We start from the raw sequence: 16,881 nt of genomic DNA, 5'->3' as shown, positions 1-16,881 counted from the left end.
TGTTGATGCGGTGGTGGGGGCCGGGGGGGCCGAGGGTTGGGGGGGGGGGGGAGCAGGCGCCGGGGAGAGTCGAGGGAGAGTCTCTAGGCCAACCCCCGACGAGGTCATCGCAGTCAAGGCTTACAGCTCCCGCGGCTTCCCGTGCCTACCTGTGAAGACGCGGCGTTGCACACACCATCCCCGAGAAGACCGACCAGCGACGGCACCGGTCCTGGTGACGCCAGGACAGCGTCACGACAGCATCTGCGCGCGACCTCTTCTGGAACGCATCCGTGTCCCTCGCACCGGCCCGGGCCGGCCCCGCTGCAGACCCGACCAGGTCATCGCCGACAAGGCATACAGCTCCCGCGGCTTCCGCGCCTACCTGCGCAAACGCGGCATCGGCCACACCATCCCGGAGAAGACCGACCAGCAGCGACACCGGCACAACCGCGGCCGCCGCGGCGGGCGGCCACCATCGTTCGACCGGCAGATCCACCGTCAACGCGACATCGTCGAACGCTGCTTCAACCGACTCAAAGGCTTTCGCGGCATCGCCACCCGATACGACAAGACCGCCACCTCCTACGAAGCAGCGGTCACACTCGCGTCATTCCTACTCTGGGCAAGATCCGTTTGAAGACGGACCCTGGCCGGGAACGCGGGGTGCTGACAGCCTTTACAGATCTCGACTGCTTTTCGGTCGACGATTTCGCCGGACCCTCCCCCTCATGATCGGCGTCGGGGTTGGTGCCCGTCTCGGCGCCCGCAGGTGAAGGAACGCGTTCAGCTCAAGATCGCTATGGCTTCGATCTCCACCAGGTGGTCGGGTACGTCCAATGCCGCAACGCCCAGCAGCGTGGCCGGCGGGGCCGGGGTGACGCCCAGCTTCACGGATGCCCGACGGATGCCCTCCAGGAGCTGGGGCATTTTGTCGGGGGTCCAGTCGACGACGTGGACCGTCAGTTTCGCCACGTCGTCGAAGGAACCGCCGACCTCGGCCAAGGCGGTGGCGATGTTGAGGTAGCACTGCTCCACCTGGGCGGGGAGATCGCCTTCTCCTACCGTGGCCCCTTCGGCGTCCCAGGCGACCTGCCCGGCGATGAAGACCAGTTTCGTCCCCGTCGCGACCGCCACCTGCCGGTAGACGTCGATCTTGGGCAATCCGTTGGGGTTCACCAGTGTGACGGCCATGCTGCCTGCCTCCTCGTCAAGGGAGCCCGTGGGCTCGCCACCACCGGACCAAGGGCACCTCGGTCTCTTGTGGTTACTCAGGCACCGTAGGAGAGTGGCTGCTGAGGCGGAAGTACGCACTTTTCAGTGACTGGAGTACCTGACGGTGACCAAGCAGTTCACGGGCTCGCCCGACGAAGCGGATCTTCGGCGCGCGGACTCTCTGGCACGGGAGATCTTTTCGGACGTTGCCAACAAGTGGGCACTTTTGATCATCGAAGCTCTGGGAGAGCACACCCTGCGCTTCGGCGAGCTGCGGAACGAGGTCCAAGGCATCAGCCACAAGATGCTCACCCAGAACCTGCGCATGCTCGAGCGCAACGGCCTGGTCGAGCGGACGGTGCACCCGGTCGTGCCACCCCGGGTCGAATACACCCTCACCGAGCCGGGCCAGGCCCTGCGGGTGACGATCGACGGACTGTGCGACTGGACCCACCGATACCTCGGTCACATCGAGACGTCCCGCCACCGCTTCGACACATGAAGCGGACGGCTGCGTCGCTCGCCCGGCGCTGCGTCGGGGCCACGGCACCTCCTGCGGATGCGGCATCGCAGGTGGGGGCACGCATCGACGCGAGGGTCGCCGCAGTCTTGGGCGGCCACCAGACGTCTGAAGAGCGGGCGGGCCGCGCGGCAGCCGCCGCTTCGTGTCAGGTTCTGGTGGTTTGCTGTGCCTGCGAGCCGTCGGCCGCGAGCGGAAGACTGCGCAGCGACAGTGCGCTCGGCATCGGCAGCGCTCCGTAGGCCACCTCGGCGCGGAACTGCTGAAGCGGGTACGCCACCAGACGCCGGGACGCCACGGGGTCACCCGGCAGTGCGGCGACCGGATCGCAGTGGGCCAACAGGGACATGGCGATGCCGGAGGGGGGATGTCGGCTCGCAGCGCGCCCGCCGCCTGAGCTCTGCGGACCAGGATCATGAAGTCCCGCTCGGCCTGTTTCCCGTACGCGCGCGTGTTCTCGCGTGCTGTCCGGAAAGGCCGTGCCGAACGCGGCCGGTAAGCCCCGTTCCTCCCCCTGTAGTTCGCAGACCGTCTCGGCCAGCCGCTCAAGCCCTGCCACGGATCGGAATCGGCCAGCGCGTCGGTGAGCCCCCGAGCGCAGGTGTCCATCTGGTGCGCGAACGTGGCCCACACCAGGGCGTCCCGCGTCGGGAACCGCAGGTACAGCGTGGCAACGCCCACCCCGGCCCGTCGGGCCACGGTCGCCATGGGGGCGTAGATGCTGTGCTCGGTTCTGTTCCACGTCCAGATCCGGGTCCTCAGCGGACAGGGTCGAACGCCAGACAGGTCGAACCGGACCGTGCCGGAGTCGCCGAAGGGACTCCGGCAGCACAGCAACGCCTCCCACTTGCGCGGCTGTTTGAAGGCTGCCCACCGCACTCCTCTCATCGAGCACGGCGTACGCCCGGTCCCCGGCGAACCCTCGTTCCGTGACCACCACGGAGGTCTCGGCCTTCCCAGCATGGACTTCCCTGGATACCGGTACAGCGCTGTCGCAGTCTCCATAGGTCCTGCTCGCCACCCATCCCCGCAATCAACTCCGTCCACTTCATTGACATCTCACTCAGAAGTCCTAACGCTGGGAGCGCTCCCATAGCAGCCTCGCCACTGGAAGGAGTCCCCCCACATGCGCAATAAGAGTCCGTTAACCGGGCGTTCGCAGGCGTCCCCCCGCCGGTCTCTCCAGGCGCTCGTCATGCTGTTCGCCGTGGTCGTCGGCGCCCTCGCCTGGTCGACCCCCGCCCAGGCCCACGGCACCGTCGTCGGCCCCGCCACCCGCGCGTACCAGTGCTGGAAGACGTGGGGCAACAACCACACGAACCCTGCCATGCAGACCCAGGACCCCATGTGCTGGCAGGCCTTCCAGGCCAACGCCGACACCATGTGGAACTGGATGAGCGCGCTCCGGGACGGCCTCGGAGGCCAGTTCCAGGCGCGGACCCCCGACGGGACACTCTGCAGCAACAACCTCTCGAGGAACGCCAGCCTGGACAAGCCCGGAGCGTGGAAGACCACCACCATCGGCAGCAACTTCTCGGTCCAGCTGTACGACCAGGCGTCCCACGGTGCCGACTACTTCAAGGTCTACGTGAGCAAGCAGGGCTTCAACCCCAAGACCCAGACCCTGGGCTGGAGCAACCTCGACTTCATCACGCAGACCGGCCGCTTCGCCCCGGCACAGAACATCACGTTCCCCGTCCGGACCTCCGGCTACACCGGACACCACATCGTGTTCGTGATCTGGCAGGCCTCGCACCTCGACCAGGCCTACATGTGGTGCAGCGACGTGAACTTCGGCTGAGCCGCGCAGCACCGCGCACGGCACCGGCCTCTGCCGGGCGCCGGTAACCCGTCGGGAACCCGGCGGTCGTCGCCCGGCCGAATACCGAGCCCCGTCGAGGCAAGGGCCCCATGTGGTCGCCCTGCCCCGGCGGGGCTTCCCGCGTGCCTCACTTGAGCCGTCGTCCACCATCGGAGACAGACACCGGACATCGCCGACAGCGCGTACCGGGCCTCGGTGGATCACCGCCGCACCACGTCCGTGCGGATCTCCCACCCGGCGTCCAACGCTCGAACGGCCTCTTTCGCCTCGTCCGACGGGACCCTGTGCTTGCCCCGTGCCCGCATTGTCGAGGTGCCCTCTCTCGGCCAGGGCGACGATCGGCGGGATGTCCCGCCGCGGCTTCGTGGCGCCGCAGAGACTGCCGCACAGGCGGCTGTTGCGCGGCACCATGCCGTCCCCGATTCCTTTCAGGACAACCCAGTTGACTGCCTTCCCCAAAGATCCGGGGCCCTCGCCCCTTGCCCCGGACCGGTGGGTCTGGTTCTGTACCGCGCTACACATGCGTGATCACGGAGACACGAGGAGAAACGAGCGGCGTGGACCGGGAAACACAGACGAGGACCAGAGACTCCCTGCCAGAAGGACTCGGTCAGGCGATACGGGAGACCGCCGCTGCCATCGCCGCGCTCCTGGACGGCGCGACGGACACGACCGCACCCGTACCGGGGTTGGAGTGGACCGTCGGCGAGACGGCCGCCCATCTTGCCTTGGCCAACGGCTTGATGGCCGATCTCGCGTCCGGCCAGGAACGCGTCTACGGAGACGGGACGCCGCAGAGTCTCGCGGCGGCCAACGCACAGAGTCTCGTCGAGTTCCCCGAGCGCGCGGCGGAACCGCTGGCCACGATGATCGTGGAGCAGGCCGACGTGTTCCTGGACGCGGTGGACCGAGCCGTGGCGGACGGGACCGCCGGCCGGACCCTCCTGACCCCGCTCGGTCCCATGGACCAGGACGTTCTCGCCTCGTACCTGCTGACCCACATGCTGGGTCACGGTTACGATCTCGCCCGCGGGCTGCGTCGACCGCACATGATCAACGCGAGGCGGGTCGGGTTGTGCCTGCCGTTCCTGCAGACGGCGATGCCTCGCGTCGCAGTCGCCGCCGCGCTGACGGCCCGTTACACCTTGCGAGTCCGGGGCGGCTCGACCTTCGGCGTCACGTTCACCGGGGGGACGGTCGAGGTTCTTCCAAACGCGCCAGAGCGATCGGACTGCATCATCCAGATCGAGCCGGTCGCCTTCCTCCTCATCGCGCTGGGGCGTCTGGGCCCCTGGAAGGCCATGGCACGCGGCGCTGTGCTGGCCGGGGGCCGCAAACCCTGGCTCGCCCTCAGCTTCCCCACTTTGTTCAACGCCCCGTGAGCAGGGCTTTCTTGACAAGCCCGGCGCTGAGAGTCGCCACGGCTCAGCTCGGCAGGGCGCCCTCGAGTGCCTTCAGCTCCTGCGTGTTCAGGGTGAGTTCCACGGCCCTGGCGGAGTCGGTGATGGAGGCAGGGCGGCTGGCTCCCGGTATCGGGATCACTGCCGGGGAGCGCGCGAGCAGCCAGGCCAGGGCGATCCGCTGGGGGCTGACACCGCGTTCGGCGGCGATGCGGTGGAAGCCCGTGCCGATGTTTGCGGGACCGGAGGGACCGTCCAGGGAACTGCGGGAGATGCCGCCGAGTGGACTCCAGGGCAGGAAGGCCAGCCCCAGCTGTTCACTCAGCCGCAGCTCGGGCTCGCTGTCGCGGACGGCGGGCGAGTACCGGTTCTGTACGGAGACGAGTCGGTCGCCGAGGATCTGGTGTGCCTGGCGGATCTGGGCGGTCGTGACGTTGGAGATGCCGGCGCCGCGGATGGTGCCGGCGTCGTACAGCTCGCGCAGCGCGCCGACGGATTCCGCCCAGGGCACGGCCGGGTCCGGCTTGTGCAGCTGGTAGAGGCCGATCGCCTCGACGCCCAGGCGCTTGGCGGAGGCTTCAGCGGCTCGTTTGAGGTGGGCGGGGGCCGCGGTGACGGTCCAGCGGCCGTCGCCGGGGCGGCCACGGCCTCCCTTGGTGGCCACCAGGACGTGGGAGGTGTCGCCGCCGTAGCGGGCCAGGGCGCGCGCGATCAGCAGCTCGTTGTGGCCGGCCTCGTCGGCGTGCCAGTGATAGCTGTCGGCGGTGTCGATCAGTGTGACGCCGGCGTCGAGGGCGGCGTGGACGGTGGCGACGGCCCGGGTTTCGTCCGGGCGCTGCTCGATGGAGAGCGGCATGGCGCCCAGGCCGATGGCGCCGACGGCGGTGTGGCCAATGGTGCGGTACTGCATAGTGGCCTGTTCCTTATGCGTGGGGAGTGGCAGGGGCGGCAAGGGTTTCGGTGACAGCGGCGGGCAGCCAGTCGGTGGTACAGGAGAAGGAGAACCCCAGCTGCTTCGCGCGGGCGTTGCTCATGGCGTAGTGGCGGTCGAAGGAGAACGGCGAGGCGTCCTCGCCTGCCGGGACGGTTCGGTAGACGGCCTCTCGGCCGGCCTGCGCGGCAACGATCTCGGCGAGGTCGTGCACGTCGAGCGGGCCGTCGGAGCAGGCGTTGACCGGGCCGGTGAAGTCGGCTGCGGTCGCCCACACCAGCAGGTCAGCCAGCTCCTCGTAGTGGATGAAGACCGTGGGCAGCGCCTTCGCATGCACAGTGATCTCCTCGCCCCGGGTGACGCGCCCGGCGTAGTGCGCCAGGCGGCCGGTGAACTCCCGCGCGCCACCGCCGAGCACATGGGCGCTGCGCACACTGGCGAAGGCGAGGGTGCCGGCCTGTGCCAGGACGGCCTCGGCCTGCCGTTTGCCTTCGGCGTAGTGGGCATCCAGGTAGGCGTCGTCGTGCCAGGGCAGGTCCATGGCCACCTGCCAGGTGGCCGGGTCGACGCTCTCCTCTGACACGGGTGTCCCCAAGGGCACGGTCGGCAGGGCGGCGGTCGCGGGGTCGTAGACCTCGATCGTGGAGGTCATGACGTGGCGCCGGGTGCGGTCGGCGAAGACGCGGGCGGCGATGGCGGCCTGTACCGGGGTGTAGCAGACCTGGTCCACCACGACGTCGAAGGTGCGGGCGTCGAGCGCGGCTGTCAGGGCGGCCTCGTCGCCGCGGTCGACGACGAGGTGCTCGACACCGGTGGGCGGCGGGGTGGAGCCGCGGTTGATCACAGTGACTTGATGGCCCGCGGTCTGCAGGCGCTCTACCAGGAGCTTTCCGAAGTACCGGCTTCCGCCGATGACGCAGATCCTTTGCATGCCTTCAGCCTGCAGACCTATCGTCCACAGCAGAAGTACCGACTTGACGCATAGGTATTAAGGAAAACTGTTGATGGATGGGCAGCGGCTCCGCATTCTGCGGGCGGTGGCGGAGTACGGCAGCTTCAACCGGGCGGCCGCGGCTCTCCGCCTCACCCCCTCGGCCGTCTCCCAGCAGATGGCTGCTCTGGAACGCGGCCTCGGTGCGCAGGTCGTCGTGCGCAGCACCCGAGGCGTCACGCTCACCCAGGCGGGCCACATCATGGTCGGCGCCGCCGAATCGGTCGCCGCGGAGCTCGAACACGCACAGCAGCAGGTCGCTGCGCTCGCCACTGGCCGCACCCAGCTCAGGGTCGCCACGTTCACCAGCGGCGGCAGGCTGCTGCTGCCCGGCGCTCTCACCCGGCTCATGGCAGCCCATCCCCGCACCGTGCTGCACGTCAGAGAGGGCGAACCCGAGGACACCCTTCCGCTCGTCCGTCAGGGCGCCGTGGACCTCGCCCTCGCCTACCACTTCGACGGTCCGCTCCCCGTCGGTCCGAGCCCTGGCTCCAGCCTGGAGTGGACGCCACTCCTGGAAGATCCCCTGCACGTCGTCCTTCCGCCGGGGCACCGGCTCGCCGACCACGACGCGCTCGACCTCGCCGATCTGGCAGCCGAGCCCTGGGTGCTCGGCTGCATGAAGACCGAGGCATACCTACGCCGCTTCGCCCAGCACGCAGGCTTCGATCCGGACATCCGCGGGACCACCACCGACTACTTCTTCGCCCGTTCCCTCGTCGCCGCAGGCATGGGAATCTCCCTGATCCCCTCCATCGCACTCGCCCCCGAGATCCCGGGTCTGAGCACCGTCCCGATCAAGTCGCCGGGCCCGATCCGGTACATCGGCGTCGCCACGATCAGCGGCCGTGACCGACCCCACGTCACGACGCTCCTTCACGCCCTTCGCGAACAGGCGACGCAGCACAACAGGTAGTGATCCGTTCTCGAAGAGCGCCTTCGCCGCGCGCGAGTGTGCAGGTGTCTCGTGGGCGACCGCGCTTGGAGCGGCGCCCCGTCACCTCTGGGGTCAAAGGACCTTTTCGAAGCTGGCGCTCCCGAGGATCGCCGCGATCACCGGACCACTCGACCTCAGGACGTCCGCCACGAAGCGTCCCCGCCCGACCCCGAGCCTGCGCGGGGCCCGCCCAGTTGGTCATGGCGGACCGGCTCCGTCTGGTAGGGCCGCTTCTCCAGCAGCCCCTCCTCCACCAGCCGGCGCAGCCGGTCCGTCAGCGTGTTGCGGGCGATCCCCAGCGACTCCTGGAACGCGTCGAACCGCCGGATCCCGTAGAACGCCTCACGCAGCACCAGCGGCGTCCACCAGTCCCCGAGCAGGTCCATGGTGCGCGCGATCGAGCAGGCCACTGCGCAAAGGGTGTCCGCCTCATAACGGCCAGCATAGGTTCGTCCAGTCGTGAGACCCAGCAGGTGAACCGAACAGCGACCGGTGCGCAGTCTCTTGTGCTCCATCAATAACGAAGTTATGTTGCCGCCATGAAACGTGACTTGCTGGGCAAGAAGCTGGTTGTCACCGGAGCGGCACGCGGCATCGGCGAGAAGGTGGCCCGCCTCGCCGCCGCCCGAGGGGCCCGGGTGACCGTGATCGGCATCGAAGCGGATCGGTTGCGGGCTCTTGCCGACGAGCTGGGTCCCGCCGCTTCGTGGCGTGAGGCCGATGTGCGCGACGGGGCCGCTCTGCGATCGGCGCTCGACGAGGCCGCCGAGGTCATGGGCGGCATCGACCTCGTGGTCGCCAATGCCGGCGTCGTGGCGTACGGGACGGTGCGACAGACGGACGAGGCGTCGTTCGAGCGGGTCCTGGACATCAACCTCAACGGCGTGTTCCGCACCCTCAAGTACGCGACGCCGCACCTGGAGCGCAGCCGGGGCCACGTGCTGGTCGTCGCGTCCGCGCTGTCGTTCATGCCGCTGGCCGCGATGGCCTCCTACGGCGCGAGCAAGGCCGGGGCCGAGCTGCTCGCCCTGACCTACCGGCAGGAGGTGGCCCACCTCGGAGTCACGGTCGGCGTGGTGCACCCCTCCTGGATCGACACGGACCTCGTGCGAGGCGCCGAGGCGGACCTGCCCTCGTTCCAGGGCCTGCGCGCGCGACTCCCCTATCCGGGCAACGTCACCACGAGCGCCGACCGGGCGGCCGCCGCGATCGTCGACGGACTCGTACGCCGGCGCGCCCGCGTGTACGTCCCGCGTGCGGTCGTCGTGGCCAACTGGGCCAAGGCTGTGCTGAATTCACCGCTGGCCTGGCCCTGGGCGAGGCGCTTCGCGGCCCGGGCGGTGCCGTCCCTCGAACGGGAGGTCGCGGCGCTGGGGAGGCAGGACCAGCTCGCGCCTGGCACAGATGCCCCTCCCGCGGAGACCAGGGCGTCCTAGCCGGCCGCGCACCGGGGCAGCACCCGCCGACCAGGCCTCTCAGCGGCCTTGGACGATCGAGTCGTACAGGCGAGCGCCGGTCTCGTGGGAGGCCTCGGCGCGTTCCCGCTCCTCTCCCAGGCCGACAGCGAAGGTCACGCCCATCGGCAGGAGGACCTGCGTCACGGCGTCGTCGAACTCGACGAAGTGTTCAGCCAGTTCGAGGGTGATGTAACCGTGCACGTAGCTCCACAGCTGGGCGGCGATGGCTTCGGGTTCCTGCCGCTCGACCCTGCCGGAGTCCACGAGCCGTTCGCACGCCGCGGTGACATGGGCGTGGGCTTCCCGAAAGGCCGGGGAGTGCCCGCTCAGGCGGCGGTCCGTATCCGGCAGAGGCCGGTAGGTCGCCCGAGTGGACAGTCCGAACATCAGGTCGTAGAGGTGAGGGTTCTCGCGGGCCTGCCGACGGCAGGTCAGGGCCATGGCGAAGAGATCCGCGATCGGGTCCTCCGTCACCGGTACCCGGCCGAACGCTGCGCCGAGTTCCTTGAACCCGTGGTCGGCGACAGCGCTCATCAGCTCGGGGATCCCGCCGAAGTGGCTGTAGACCACCATCGTCGACAGCCCGCTCGCGGCGGCCACCGTGCGCGCCTTCACAGCCGACGGACCCTGCTCGGCCAGCAGGCCGATGGCCGCCTGCACAAGTCGTTCCGGTGCGTCTTCGAGCCTCGCCCGCCCTGCCATGTTCCGTACGCCTCCACCGTTGACACACCAGAAATAACTTGGTTATGTAATTCTTCACGGCAATAGTACACATCGCACGTGACGTGCCACCTTCGATACACGCGTCCGCCTTCGGACACGTCATCACGCGCTGGTCCAGTCTCCTGCCGCCCGTGCGGGCACAGCGTGTCGGGGCGAACCCGACCTCATCGCTGCGACACGCATCCGCGGCCGTCCCGACGCACTTTCCCACCCCCGCCATGAACTCAGCACGGGAGCAGAACTCATGCCATACAAAGACAAGGGCCGTCTGACGGTCGAAGATCGCGGGGCCGTCCTGATCGTCCGGGTCGACGGCGGCCCGCACCAGGAGTTCGGCCTCGACATCGCCCAGCAGCTGGACAGGCTGGTGGCCCGAGCCGACCGCGATCCGAACGTCCGTGCCGTCGTCTTCACCGGGGCGCATCCCGAGCGGTTCGTCAGCCATGCCGCGGTGCGGTGGCTGCAGGAAGAGGGCGCCGCGAGCCCTACGGTCGGCCGGCGCGCTGCTTCAGCCGTCGTACGCATGGCCAAGCACCTGGATCGGTCCCGTCTCCTCGGGCCCGTGACGCGCAGGACCCCGATGCGAGGAGCCCTCCAGCTGGAACGTCTGCACACGACCTTCCTGCGGATGAACGCCAGCGGCGTGCTCTACGTCGCCGCCCTCAACGGTTCGGCTCTCGGCCTCGGCGCGGAGTTCGCCTGGGCGTGCGATCTGCGGGTCATGGCCGACGGGGACTTCTTCATCGGCCAGCCGGAGATCCTCCTCGGCATCATCCCGGGCGGTGGCGGCACCCAGCGGCTGACCCGTCTGATCGGCACCCACCGGTCCCTGGCCGCGATCCTCGAAGGCAAGCCGTTCACGCCCGCGGAAGCTCTCGCCAACGGGGCGGTGGACAAGGTCGTCGCGCAGGACAAGGTGGTCGTGCAGGCGGTCGAACTCGCCGAGCACTTCGGGAAGCGGTCGAAGGGGTCGGTCGCGGCCGCCAAGAGGTCGGTGTACTTCGGCGGCTCGATGTCACTGGAGGACGGCCTGCATGTCGAACGCGCCGAGTTCTTCACCCAAATCATGTCGAAGGAAGGCCAGAGGCTGATGCTCGACTACCAGGCCACTACCGACGCCACCGGCGAACTCCCGCTCTACACACCGGGCACCTACGCCCGGGCCCTCGCGTCGGGCAGCGTGCCGGGCCGTCGCCCGACGGACGGGCGGTGAACCGACGATGACCACTCAGCAGTCCTTCACCCGTCACGACATCACGTTCCCTTCCGGCGACAGCGCCTGCGCCGGTTGGCTCTACCTCCCCACGGGCGTCACGTCTGCGCCCGTTGTCATCCTCGGGCACGGCCTCGGCGCCGTCCGCGAGATGCGCCTGGACGCCTTCGCCGAGCGCTTCGCACAGGCCGGCATCGCCGCGGTGGCCTTCACCTACCGGCACTTCGGCGACAGCGGTGGCCACCCTCGCCAACTCCTGTCGATCAAGCGTCAGCTCACCGACTGGGACGCCGCCATCGCCTACGTCAAGGCACACACGGACGTCGACCGCACCCGTATCGCCGTGTGGGGCAGCTCGTTCGGCGGCGGCCATGCCATCACCGTCGCCTCACGCCATCCCGAACTGCGCGCGGCCGTGGCGCAGTGCCCCTTCACCGACGGTCTCGCCTCCGCGCTCGCGCTCGGCCCTGCCGCCTCGCTCAAGGTGCTCCCCGTGGTAGCCCGCGATCTGGCAGCCAGAGGACGTGGGAAGCCGCCCGTGATGGTTCCGATCGCCGCCGCCCCCGGCACACCGGCCCTCATGAACGCCCCCGACGCCCTGCCCGGATACCAGGCGCTCCAGCCCGCGGGAACGACATTCCGCAACGAGGTGGCGGCGAGGGTCGTCCCGACCATCCTCGCCTACCGGCCCGGGCGCGCGGCCAAGAGGATCGACATGCCGATCCTCTTCTGCGTCAGCGAGACCGACTCCGTCACGCCACCCGCCCAGACCCTCCGGTACGCGCGCACCGCGCCCAAGGGGGAGATCAAGAGGTACGACGCCGGCCACTTCGACTTCTACACCGGCGAGACCTTCGAGGATTTGGTGCGCGACCAGATCGAGTTCCTCACCCGCCAGATGAACCCGGCAGCCGCCACATCAGCTCCGTGACCGGATCGCATCACACCCAGACAGGTACGCCCTCGCCATGAATTTCGCATCTCTGCCCGACCGCCGCGCGGCCCTCGACCCTGATGGGGCCGCGGTCTCGGACGGACGTCAGGCCCTCACCAACGCCCAGTTGCTGCGTCGCGTCCAGGCGGCGGCACGTCACCTGCAGGACCTCGGGGTCGGCCCCGGCGATGTCGTGGCCCTCAGGCTGACCAATCGCGTCGAGTTCGTGCTCCTGCTGTTCGCCGCCTGGCGGCTCGGCGCCACCGTCACGCCGGTCAATCCGAGCATGACCGACATCGAAGTCGCCCGGCAGCTCAAGGACTCCGGCGCACGCCTCCTGGTGAGCGAGGACGGTGAGACCGCCGTGGCGGACGGGGCTGCCGTCCTCGCCGTCGGTGAACTGCACCACGCAGCGGCGGAGCCGGATCAGGCACCCCTTGCGGACCCGTCGGCGCTGGCCCTGCTCATCTACACCAGCGGCACGACCGGGGTTCCCAAAGGGGTGATGCTCGATCACGGCAACATCGACGCCATGGCGGACATGGGGCGTCGGGCGCTGGAGGTCGGGCCGGCCGACAGGTGCCTGCTGATCCTGCCGCTCTTCCACGTCAACGGCATCGTGGTCAGCACCCTCATCCCGTTGCTGGCGGGCGCGAGCGTCGCCATCGCCGACCGGTTCCATCCGGAGACCTTCTTCGACGTCGTCGAGCGCGAGCGCCCCACCTTCTTCAGCGCCGTCCCGACGATCTACAGCATGCTCGCGGCGCTTCCGGACCAGATCCGCCCGGACACGTCGTCCCTGCGCTTCGGAGTCTGCGGTGCGGCACCCGCCTCCGCAGAGCTGCTGACCCGGTTCGAGGCCCGTTACGGGTTTCCGCTCGTCGAGGGGTACGGGCTGTCCGAGGGAACCTGCGCATCCACCATCAATCCTGTTGCGGGCCCCCGACGCGCCGGAACCGTGGGACTGCCCTTCCCCGGCCAGGAGATCCGGATCGTCGACGCCGACGGCAGCGAGGTGCCGCCGGGCGTGGAGGGAGAGGTCGTCGTGCGGGGACCCAACGTCATGCGGGGCTATCTCGGCCGCCCGGAAGAAACAGCCAAAGTCCTCGTCGACGGCTGGCTGCACACCGGCGACGTGGGCCGGCTCGATGCCGACGGATACCTGACCCTGGTCGGACGTTCGAAAGACATGATCATCCGTGGCGGGGAGAACATCTACCCCAAGGAGATCGAGGACGTCCTCGTCGGTGACCCATCGGTGCTCGAGGCCGCCGTGATCGGCGTCCCCGACGAGAAATGGGGAGAAGTCGTCGTCGCCTACGTCCAGCCCCGACCGGGTTCGACCGTCGATCCCTCGGCTCTGCAGTCCCTCTGCGCACGCAGTCTCACGGGATTCAAGCGCCCGACCGCGTTCTTCGTGGTGGAAGCCATCGCGAAGAACGCGGTCGGCAAGATCGACAAGGTCTCGCTGCGCGCTGCCCACACTGAGGTCTCTGCGCGGACCTGACCTCCATGGATGGCACTGTGGGCTGTCTGCGGTGGCGGCCCTCAGCTCCGCGCCAGGGGCCGAAGGGCAGTTCCGGGCTCCCCCGGAACTGCGCGAACTTCGCCACACGCCCCGCCTGCCGGGGACATCCGCGGAGTTGCTCGCAACGGCGGCGCAGGCCCTTGGCTGACTGGGCGGCGACGGTGAGGGCCTCGCCACCGGTGCGCTCGCTCCCAGGTCGCAGACCGTGAGGAACCTGAGCGACGATGCGGTTCAAGCAGGACGGCACAGACGGCTCGGGCATCTCCACGCTGATGCCGGACGCCGGGCTCACCAACGGAGCCTTCTACGCGCACTTCGCCTCCACGGACGACCTCGTCGCCCACGTCATGGCGTTCGGTCATCGCTTTGAGGACCGCCAGGTGCAGGGCGGTGGTGCGGCGTACGGCCGGGCCGAAGCCGGAATGCGTGTCGGGGGTGGTGAGTACGGTGCGCAGGTGGGTGTCGGTGATCGTGGGGACGACCAGTTGACAATCGGCGAGGACTCCGTCCTCGATGGCGTCGGCGTGGCTGTAGGTGTGGAGGCGGGGGCCGAAGGTTTTCGTGTCCGCCATGGAGGCGACAAAGGCAGGGGCGTCCCAGGCGGGGGCGTCGGCCGCGGTGCGCTGGGCTGGGGGGGGCGGGAGGTGGGTGCTTCGGTCAGGCGTGGTGGGTCCCATTCGTAGGGGGTGGCGGTCAGGTAGAGACGGCGGTCCGCTCGGATGCGGGTGTGGTCGTGCAGGACGGTCCAGTCCTTGTCCCAGCTTCCCGCGGTGCGGTGTGCCTCATCGACGATCAGGAGGTCGAAGGTCGGTGCGGGGGCGCGAGTGTGCTGGGTCTGTTCGATTCAATGAAGTTTGACTGACCTACGGTTGTCTCGCCGAAGTTTGACCGCTGGCCGACCTGGAGGAGAATGACGGCCCGCTCCGTAGTCAATGCGGCACAATCCCAGGATGATCGGCAACCGGATCACCCATCGCACGGCGGACGGCGTCCGCATACCCGGAACCTGGCGCCACGCCTTCATCCGCAACGGAGGCCACTACTTCCTCACTGACCTCTTCATCTACGCCGACGGGCTCATCGACTGCTGGGGCCTGGTCACCGTCGAGGAGCTCGAGGAGAAGCTGCGCACCGGCTGGGTGGCCACCGGCTTCCCCGAAGGCGGCGACGCCTCCGCGCACGAGTTGGCGGGCTGGAAGTTCAACGAGCCGGAGAGCTGGATCACGCCCGAACTGCTGGTCGCCGAAGTCCGGGACACCATCGACCAACTGAATGGCCGGCCCGATTCGACCGGCCGATGCCTGGCCGCCGTCGACGTCTTCCTCGCCGACCGGACCGAGGAGAACCGGGCCGCGGCCCGCGAGGCGTTCCTAGCAGTCCCGGAGACACAGCGCTGTTACGCGCTGGGCGACATGGACAGCAAGGACCGGCCACTGCGGATCCTGGTGGCGGGTCCCGGCGGCCAGACCTACCTGCCGTTCGACGGAACGGTCACTCAGGAGGACTACGACAGCGCCCTCGCGTACTTCGAGGAACGGGCCCACTGGAGGTCCGAGAGGGCCACCCGCGTTTCCGCGGACGGACCGGCGACACCACACGCCCCGGCCCTCCAGCTCTACCACTCGTTCCCGACCCAGCCGGTGGACGATCCCGGCAAGCTCGCCCTGCGTCACGACTACCCCGCCCCGATCACCCTCGAAGGCACCGCCTACCCCTCCGTCGCCCACGCCTACTGGGCCCTGTCGGTCGCCGACCTGGAAACCCGGCACGCGATCGCCACGGCGGAGACCGCCACCGCAGCGCGCACGCTCGCAGCCGAGACCCCCCGCCGCGAGGACTGGGAACACGCCCGAACCGCCGTCATGACACATCTGCTGCGCGCCAAGTACGGCCAACACCCCGAGCTGGCCGAGGTCCTGCTCGCCACGGACGATGCCATCCTGATCTACGACGACATGAACTCGTCCTTCTGGGGCGACAATGCCGGACGGGGCCGCAACTGGTCGGGGCGCCTCCTCGAACTCGTCCGCTCCGAACTGCAGGGGCGACGAGCAGGGATTCTCGGGGTGTGAGCGTGCCGGGTGCGCAGCCTCGCCCAGCCGGCCAAACTTCGCTGAGACTCGTCAAACTTCGGTGAGACGGGACATGAGTGAGGAGATTCCTCCCCCGTCCGGCGGCAGATTCTGTCCACAGGCAAACCGTTCGAGGCTGCTCTCGTGACGCCGTGATCGGCACGGCGTCCGACTCTGTGAGGAGCCGTCCATGTTTGAGAACCACGCTGCGCCGCTCGCCCCGATGACCCCGCACGAGGTGATCAGCGCCTTCAAGTACCTCCGGGCGGTCCAGGCCGGCGACACGAAGGCCGCCGACGAGTTTGTCGCCGCCGAACCAGGGATGCCCGGGCTGCTCGTGGACGTCGCTGAGCGGATCGTCGTCCCGGTCACCGCGTGCTGTGCGGCATCGACCCGGAGCCGTGCGACGACTCCTTCGCCCTGCAGGCCGTCGGACGCCGTCTTCGTGACCACTCTTGCTCAACTGGGCGCAGGCCGGGCCGGACACGGCGAAGGGCATCGCCCATGCCGTTATCCGCTTCACCAGGGAAGTCCTCACCCAGGAGCACGAAGACGTCGCCGACATCCTCCGGCAGATGGAAGCCGTCGGCCTCGGCCAGGCCCTTGATGCGCACCCCGCACCGGCCGGTGCGCACCCGGTGCGCCTGACCATCGTGTAGTGAGCACCCGGGGACGGCGGTGGTGCGCACCGCGTGCATCTGGTGCGCACCATGGCCGGGCGGTGTACCGCGCCGCGCGCACCATGCGCCGCGCCGCCCATCGCGGTGCGCGCGCCATCGTCTCGCCGCACCGCACCGCACCGCACCGGGTGCCACGCCGCAGGCGGGCGGGCTCCCCTATCACACACCCCCTTGTCCGAGACCTGATCGGCGTCCGGGACGGTGGCTGACAAGACATCTCAGGGGGCTAAGAGGTCGTTCTCTTTCCGAATCTCGTGTGCGGATTCCGCTGGTCAGGCATGGGATCGCAGGTGTTGCGGAAGTCTCGGCTCGTTGCTAGCCGAGATGTTGTGGGGGTGGCGGATGCCGTCGATGCGGGCCGTTCTGGAGACCCGGCGGAAGGCCGCGGTGGTGAGGGTGGAGGAGCTCGAAGCCGAACTGGAGCGGGTGCGGACGGACTTGGCGGACGCGGAAGAGGTCCTCAGGCACCGGGTGATCGG

Annotated in this window: 17 protein-coding genes and 2 pseudogenes; 12 read left to right on the top strand and 7 right to left on the bottom strand. The window is 69.0% G+C overall.

Features of this window, described 5'->3' with window-relative positions; genetic code table 11:
* Window positions 1-214 precede the first annotated feature (214 nt).
* Window positions 215-619 carry an IS5 family transposase gene (locus ACZ6BB_RS40370; RefSeq protein WP_471620084.1) on the top strand — a complete coding sequence of 135 codons (405 nt, stop codon included), beginning with the start codon at window positions 215-217 and terminating at the stop codon, window positions 617-619.
* A gap of 146 nt (window positions 620-765) precedes the next feature.
* Here ACZ6BB_RS40370 and ACZ6BB_RS40365 read toward each other — a convergent pair whose 3' ends face one another.
* On the bottom strand, window positions 766-1,173 hold the full coding sequence (locus tag ACZ6BB_RS40365; protein ID WP_471620083.1) for a RidA family protein: 408 nt from the start codon (window positions 1,171-1,173) through the stop codon (window positions 766-768).
* A 145-nt stretch (window positions 1,174-1,318) separates the two neighbouring features.
* Here ACZ6BB_RS40365 and ACZ6BB_RS40360 point away from each other — a divergent pair, with 145 nt between their 5' ends.
* A complete protein-coding gene (locus ACZ6BB_RS40360; protein ID WP_471620082.1) occupies window positions 1,319-1,696 on the top strand; it encodes a winged helix-turn-helix transcriptional regulator in 378 nt (125 codons plus the stop codon).
* 166 nt (window positions 1,697-1,862) lie between these two features.
* Here ACZ6BB_RS40360 and ACZ6BB_RS40355 read toward each other — a convergent pair.
* Window positions 1,863-2,443 (bottom strand): annotated as a pseudogene (locus ACZ6BB_RS40355) (TetR/AcrR family transcriptional regulator); the annotation flags it as partial.
* Between the two features lie 397 nt (window positions 2,444-2,840).
* Here ACZ6BB_RS40355 and ACZ6BB_RS40350 point away from each other — a divergent pair.
* Together ACZ6BB_RS40350 and ACZ6BB_RS40345 are read left to right on the top strand one after the other, a co-directional pair.
* Window positions 2,841-3,515 carry a lytic polysaccharide monooxygenase auxiliary activity family 9 protein gene (locus tag ACZ6BB_RS40350; RefSeq protein WP_471620081.1) on the top strand — a complete coding sequence of 225 codons (675 nt, stop codon included), beginning with the start codon at window positions 2,841-2,843 and terminating at the stop codon, window positions 3,513-3,515.
* A 578-nt stretch (window positions 3,516-4,093) separates the two neighbouring features.
* The gene (locus tag ACZ6BB_RS40345; RefSeq protein ID WP_471620080.1) at window positions 4,094-4,918 is read left to right on the top strand and encodes a maleylpyruvate isomerase family mycothiol-dependent enzyme; all 825 of its coding nucleotides are present in this window, start codon (window positions 4,094-4,096) and stop codon (window positions 4,916-4,918) included.
* Between the two features lie 43 nt (window positions 4,919-4,961).
* Here ACZ6BB_RS40345 and ACZ6BB_RS40340 read toward each other — a convergent pair whose 3' ends face one another.
* Entirely contained in the window at window positions 4,962-5,846 is an 885-nt protein-coding gene (locus ACZ6BB_RS40340) for an aldo/keto reductase (RefSeq protein WP_471620079.1), read from the bottom strand.
* Window positions 5,847-5,859: 13 nt separating this feature from the next.
* On the bottom strand, window positions 5,860-6,798 hold the full coding sequence (locus ACZ6BB_RS40335) for an NAD-dependent epimerase/dehydratase family protein (protein WP_471620078.1): 939 nt from the start codon (window positions 6,796-6,798) through the stop codon (window positions 5,860-5,862).
* Between the two features lie 70 nt (window positions 6,799-6,868).
* Here ACZ6BB_RS40335 and ACZ6BB_RS40330 point away from each other — a divergent pair, with 70 nt between their 5' ends.
* Window positions 6,869-7,774, top strand: a complete 906-nt coding sequence (locus ACZ6BB_RS40330) for a LysR family transcriptional regulator (RefSeq protein ID WP_471620077.1) — start codon at window positions 6,869-6,871, stop codon at window positions 7,772-7,774.
* A gap of 155 nt (window positions 7,775-7,929) precedes the next feature.
* Here the strand turns inward: ACZ6BB_RS40330 and ACZ6BB_RS40325 are convergent, their stop codons facing one another.
* Window positions 7,930-8,205 (bottom strand): winged helix-turn-helix transcriptional regulator, encoded by a 276-nt coding sequence (locus ACZ6BB_RS40325; protein WP_471620076.1) that lies wholly within the window; start codon window positions 8,203-8,205, stop codon window positions 7,930-7,932.
* A gap of 129 nt (window positions 8,206-8,334) precedes the next feature.
* On the opposite strand from ACZ6BB_RS40325, the gene ACZ6BB_RS40320 reads away from it, so the two are divergent.
* Complete coding sequence (locus ACZ6BB_RS40320; protein WP_471620075.1) at window positions 8,335-9,231, top strand: short-chain dehydrogenase/reductase; 897 nt, start codon at window positions 8,335-8,337, stop codon at window positions 9,229-9,231.
* A 39-nt stretch (window positions 9,232-9,270) separates the two neighbouring features.
* On the opposite strand, the gene ACZ6BB_RS40315 is transcribed toward ACZ6BB_RS40320, so the two are convergent.
* Entirely contained in the window at window positions 9,271-9,912 is a 642-nt protein-coding gene (locus ACZ6BB_RS40315) for a TetR/AcrR family transcriptional regulator (RefSeq protein WP_471620074.1), read from the bottom strand.
* A 307-nt stretch (window positions 9,913-10,219) separates the two neighbouring features.
* On the opposite strand from ACZ6BB_RS40315, the gene ACZ6BB_RS40310 reads away from it, so the two are divergent.
* The 4 genes from ACZ6BB_RS40310 (at window position 10,220) to ACZ6BB_RS40295 (ending at window position 14,333) form a co-directional block, all read left to right on the top strand.
* Window positions 10,220-11,188, top strand: a complete 969-nt coding sequence (locus tag ACZ6BB_RS40310; protein ID WP_471620073.1) for an enoyl-CoA hydratase/isomerase family protein — start codon at window positions 10,220-10,222, stop codon at window positions 11,186-11,188.
* Between the two features lie 7 nt (window positions 11,189-11,195).
* On the top strand, window positions 11,196-12,119 hold the full coding sequence (locus ACZ6BB_RS40305) for an alpha/beta hydrolase (protein WP_471620072.1): 924 nt from the start codon (window positions 11,196-11,198) through the stop codon (window positions 12,117-12,119).
* A gap of 37 nt (window positions 12,120-12,156) precedes the next feature.
* Window positions 12,157-13,629: a class I adenylate-forming enzyme family protein gene (locus tag ACZ6BB_RS40300; protein ID WP_471620071.1), complete on the top strand. Its 1,473-nt coding sequence runs from the start codon at window positions 12,157-12,159 to the stop codon at window positions 13,627-13,629.
* A 245-nt stretch (window positions 13,630-13,874) separates the two neighbouring features.
* Window positions 13,875-14,333, top strand: a complete 459-nt coding sequence (locus ACZ6BB_RS40295; protein WP_471620070.1) for a hypothetical protein — start codon at window positions 13,875-13,877, stop codon at window positions 14,331-14,333.
* Window positions 14,334-14,389: 56 nt separating this feature from the next.
* Here the strand turns inward: ACZ6BB_RS40295 and ACZ6BB_RS40290 are convergent.
* Window positions 14,390-14,443, bottom strand: a pseudogene (locus ACZ6BB_RS40290) (hypothetical protein); the annotation flags it as partial.
* 157 nt (window positions 14,444-14,600) lie between these two features.
* On the opposite strand from ACZ6BB_RS40290, the gene ACZ6BB_RS40285 reads away from it, so the two are divergent.
* Entirely contained in the window at window positions 14,601-15,722 is a 1,122-nt protein-coding gene (locus ACZ6BB_RS40285; RefSeq protein ID WP_471620069.1) for an NADAR family protein, read from the top strand.
* Window positions 15,723-16,177: 455 nt separating this feature from the next.
* Window positions 16,178-16,381 (top strand): hypothetical protein, encoded by a 204-nt coding sequence (locus ACZ6BB_RS40280; RefSeq protein WP_471620068.1) that lies wholly within the window; start codon window positions 16,178-16,180, stop codon window positions 16,379-16,381.
* Window positions 16,382-16,881 lie beyond the last annotated feature (500 nt).

This window comes from Streptomyces sp. NPDC041108, from assembly GCF_055592645.1.
The sequence above is the reverse complement of the archived record's forward strand: the minus strand, read 5'-3'. Positions and strand labels throughout refer to the sequence as shown.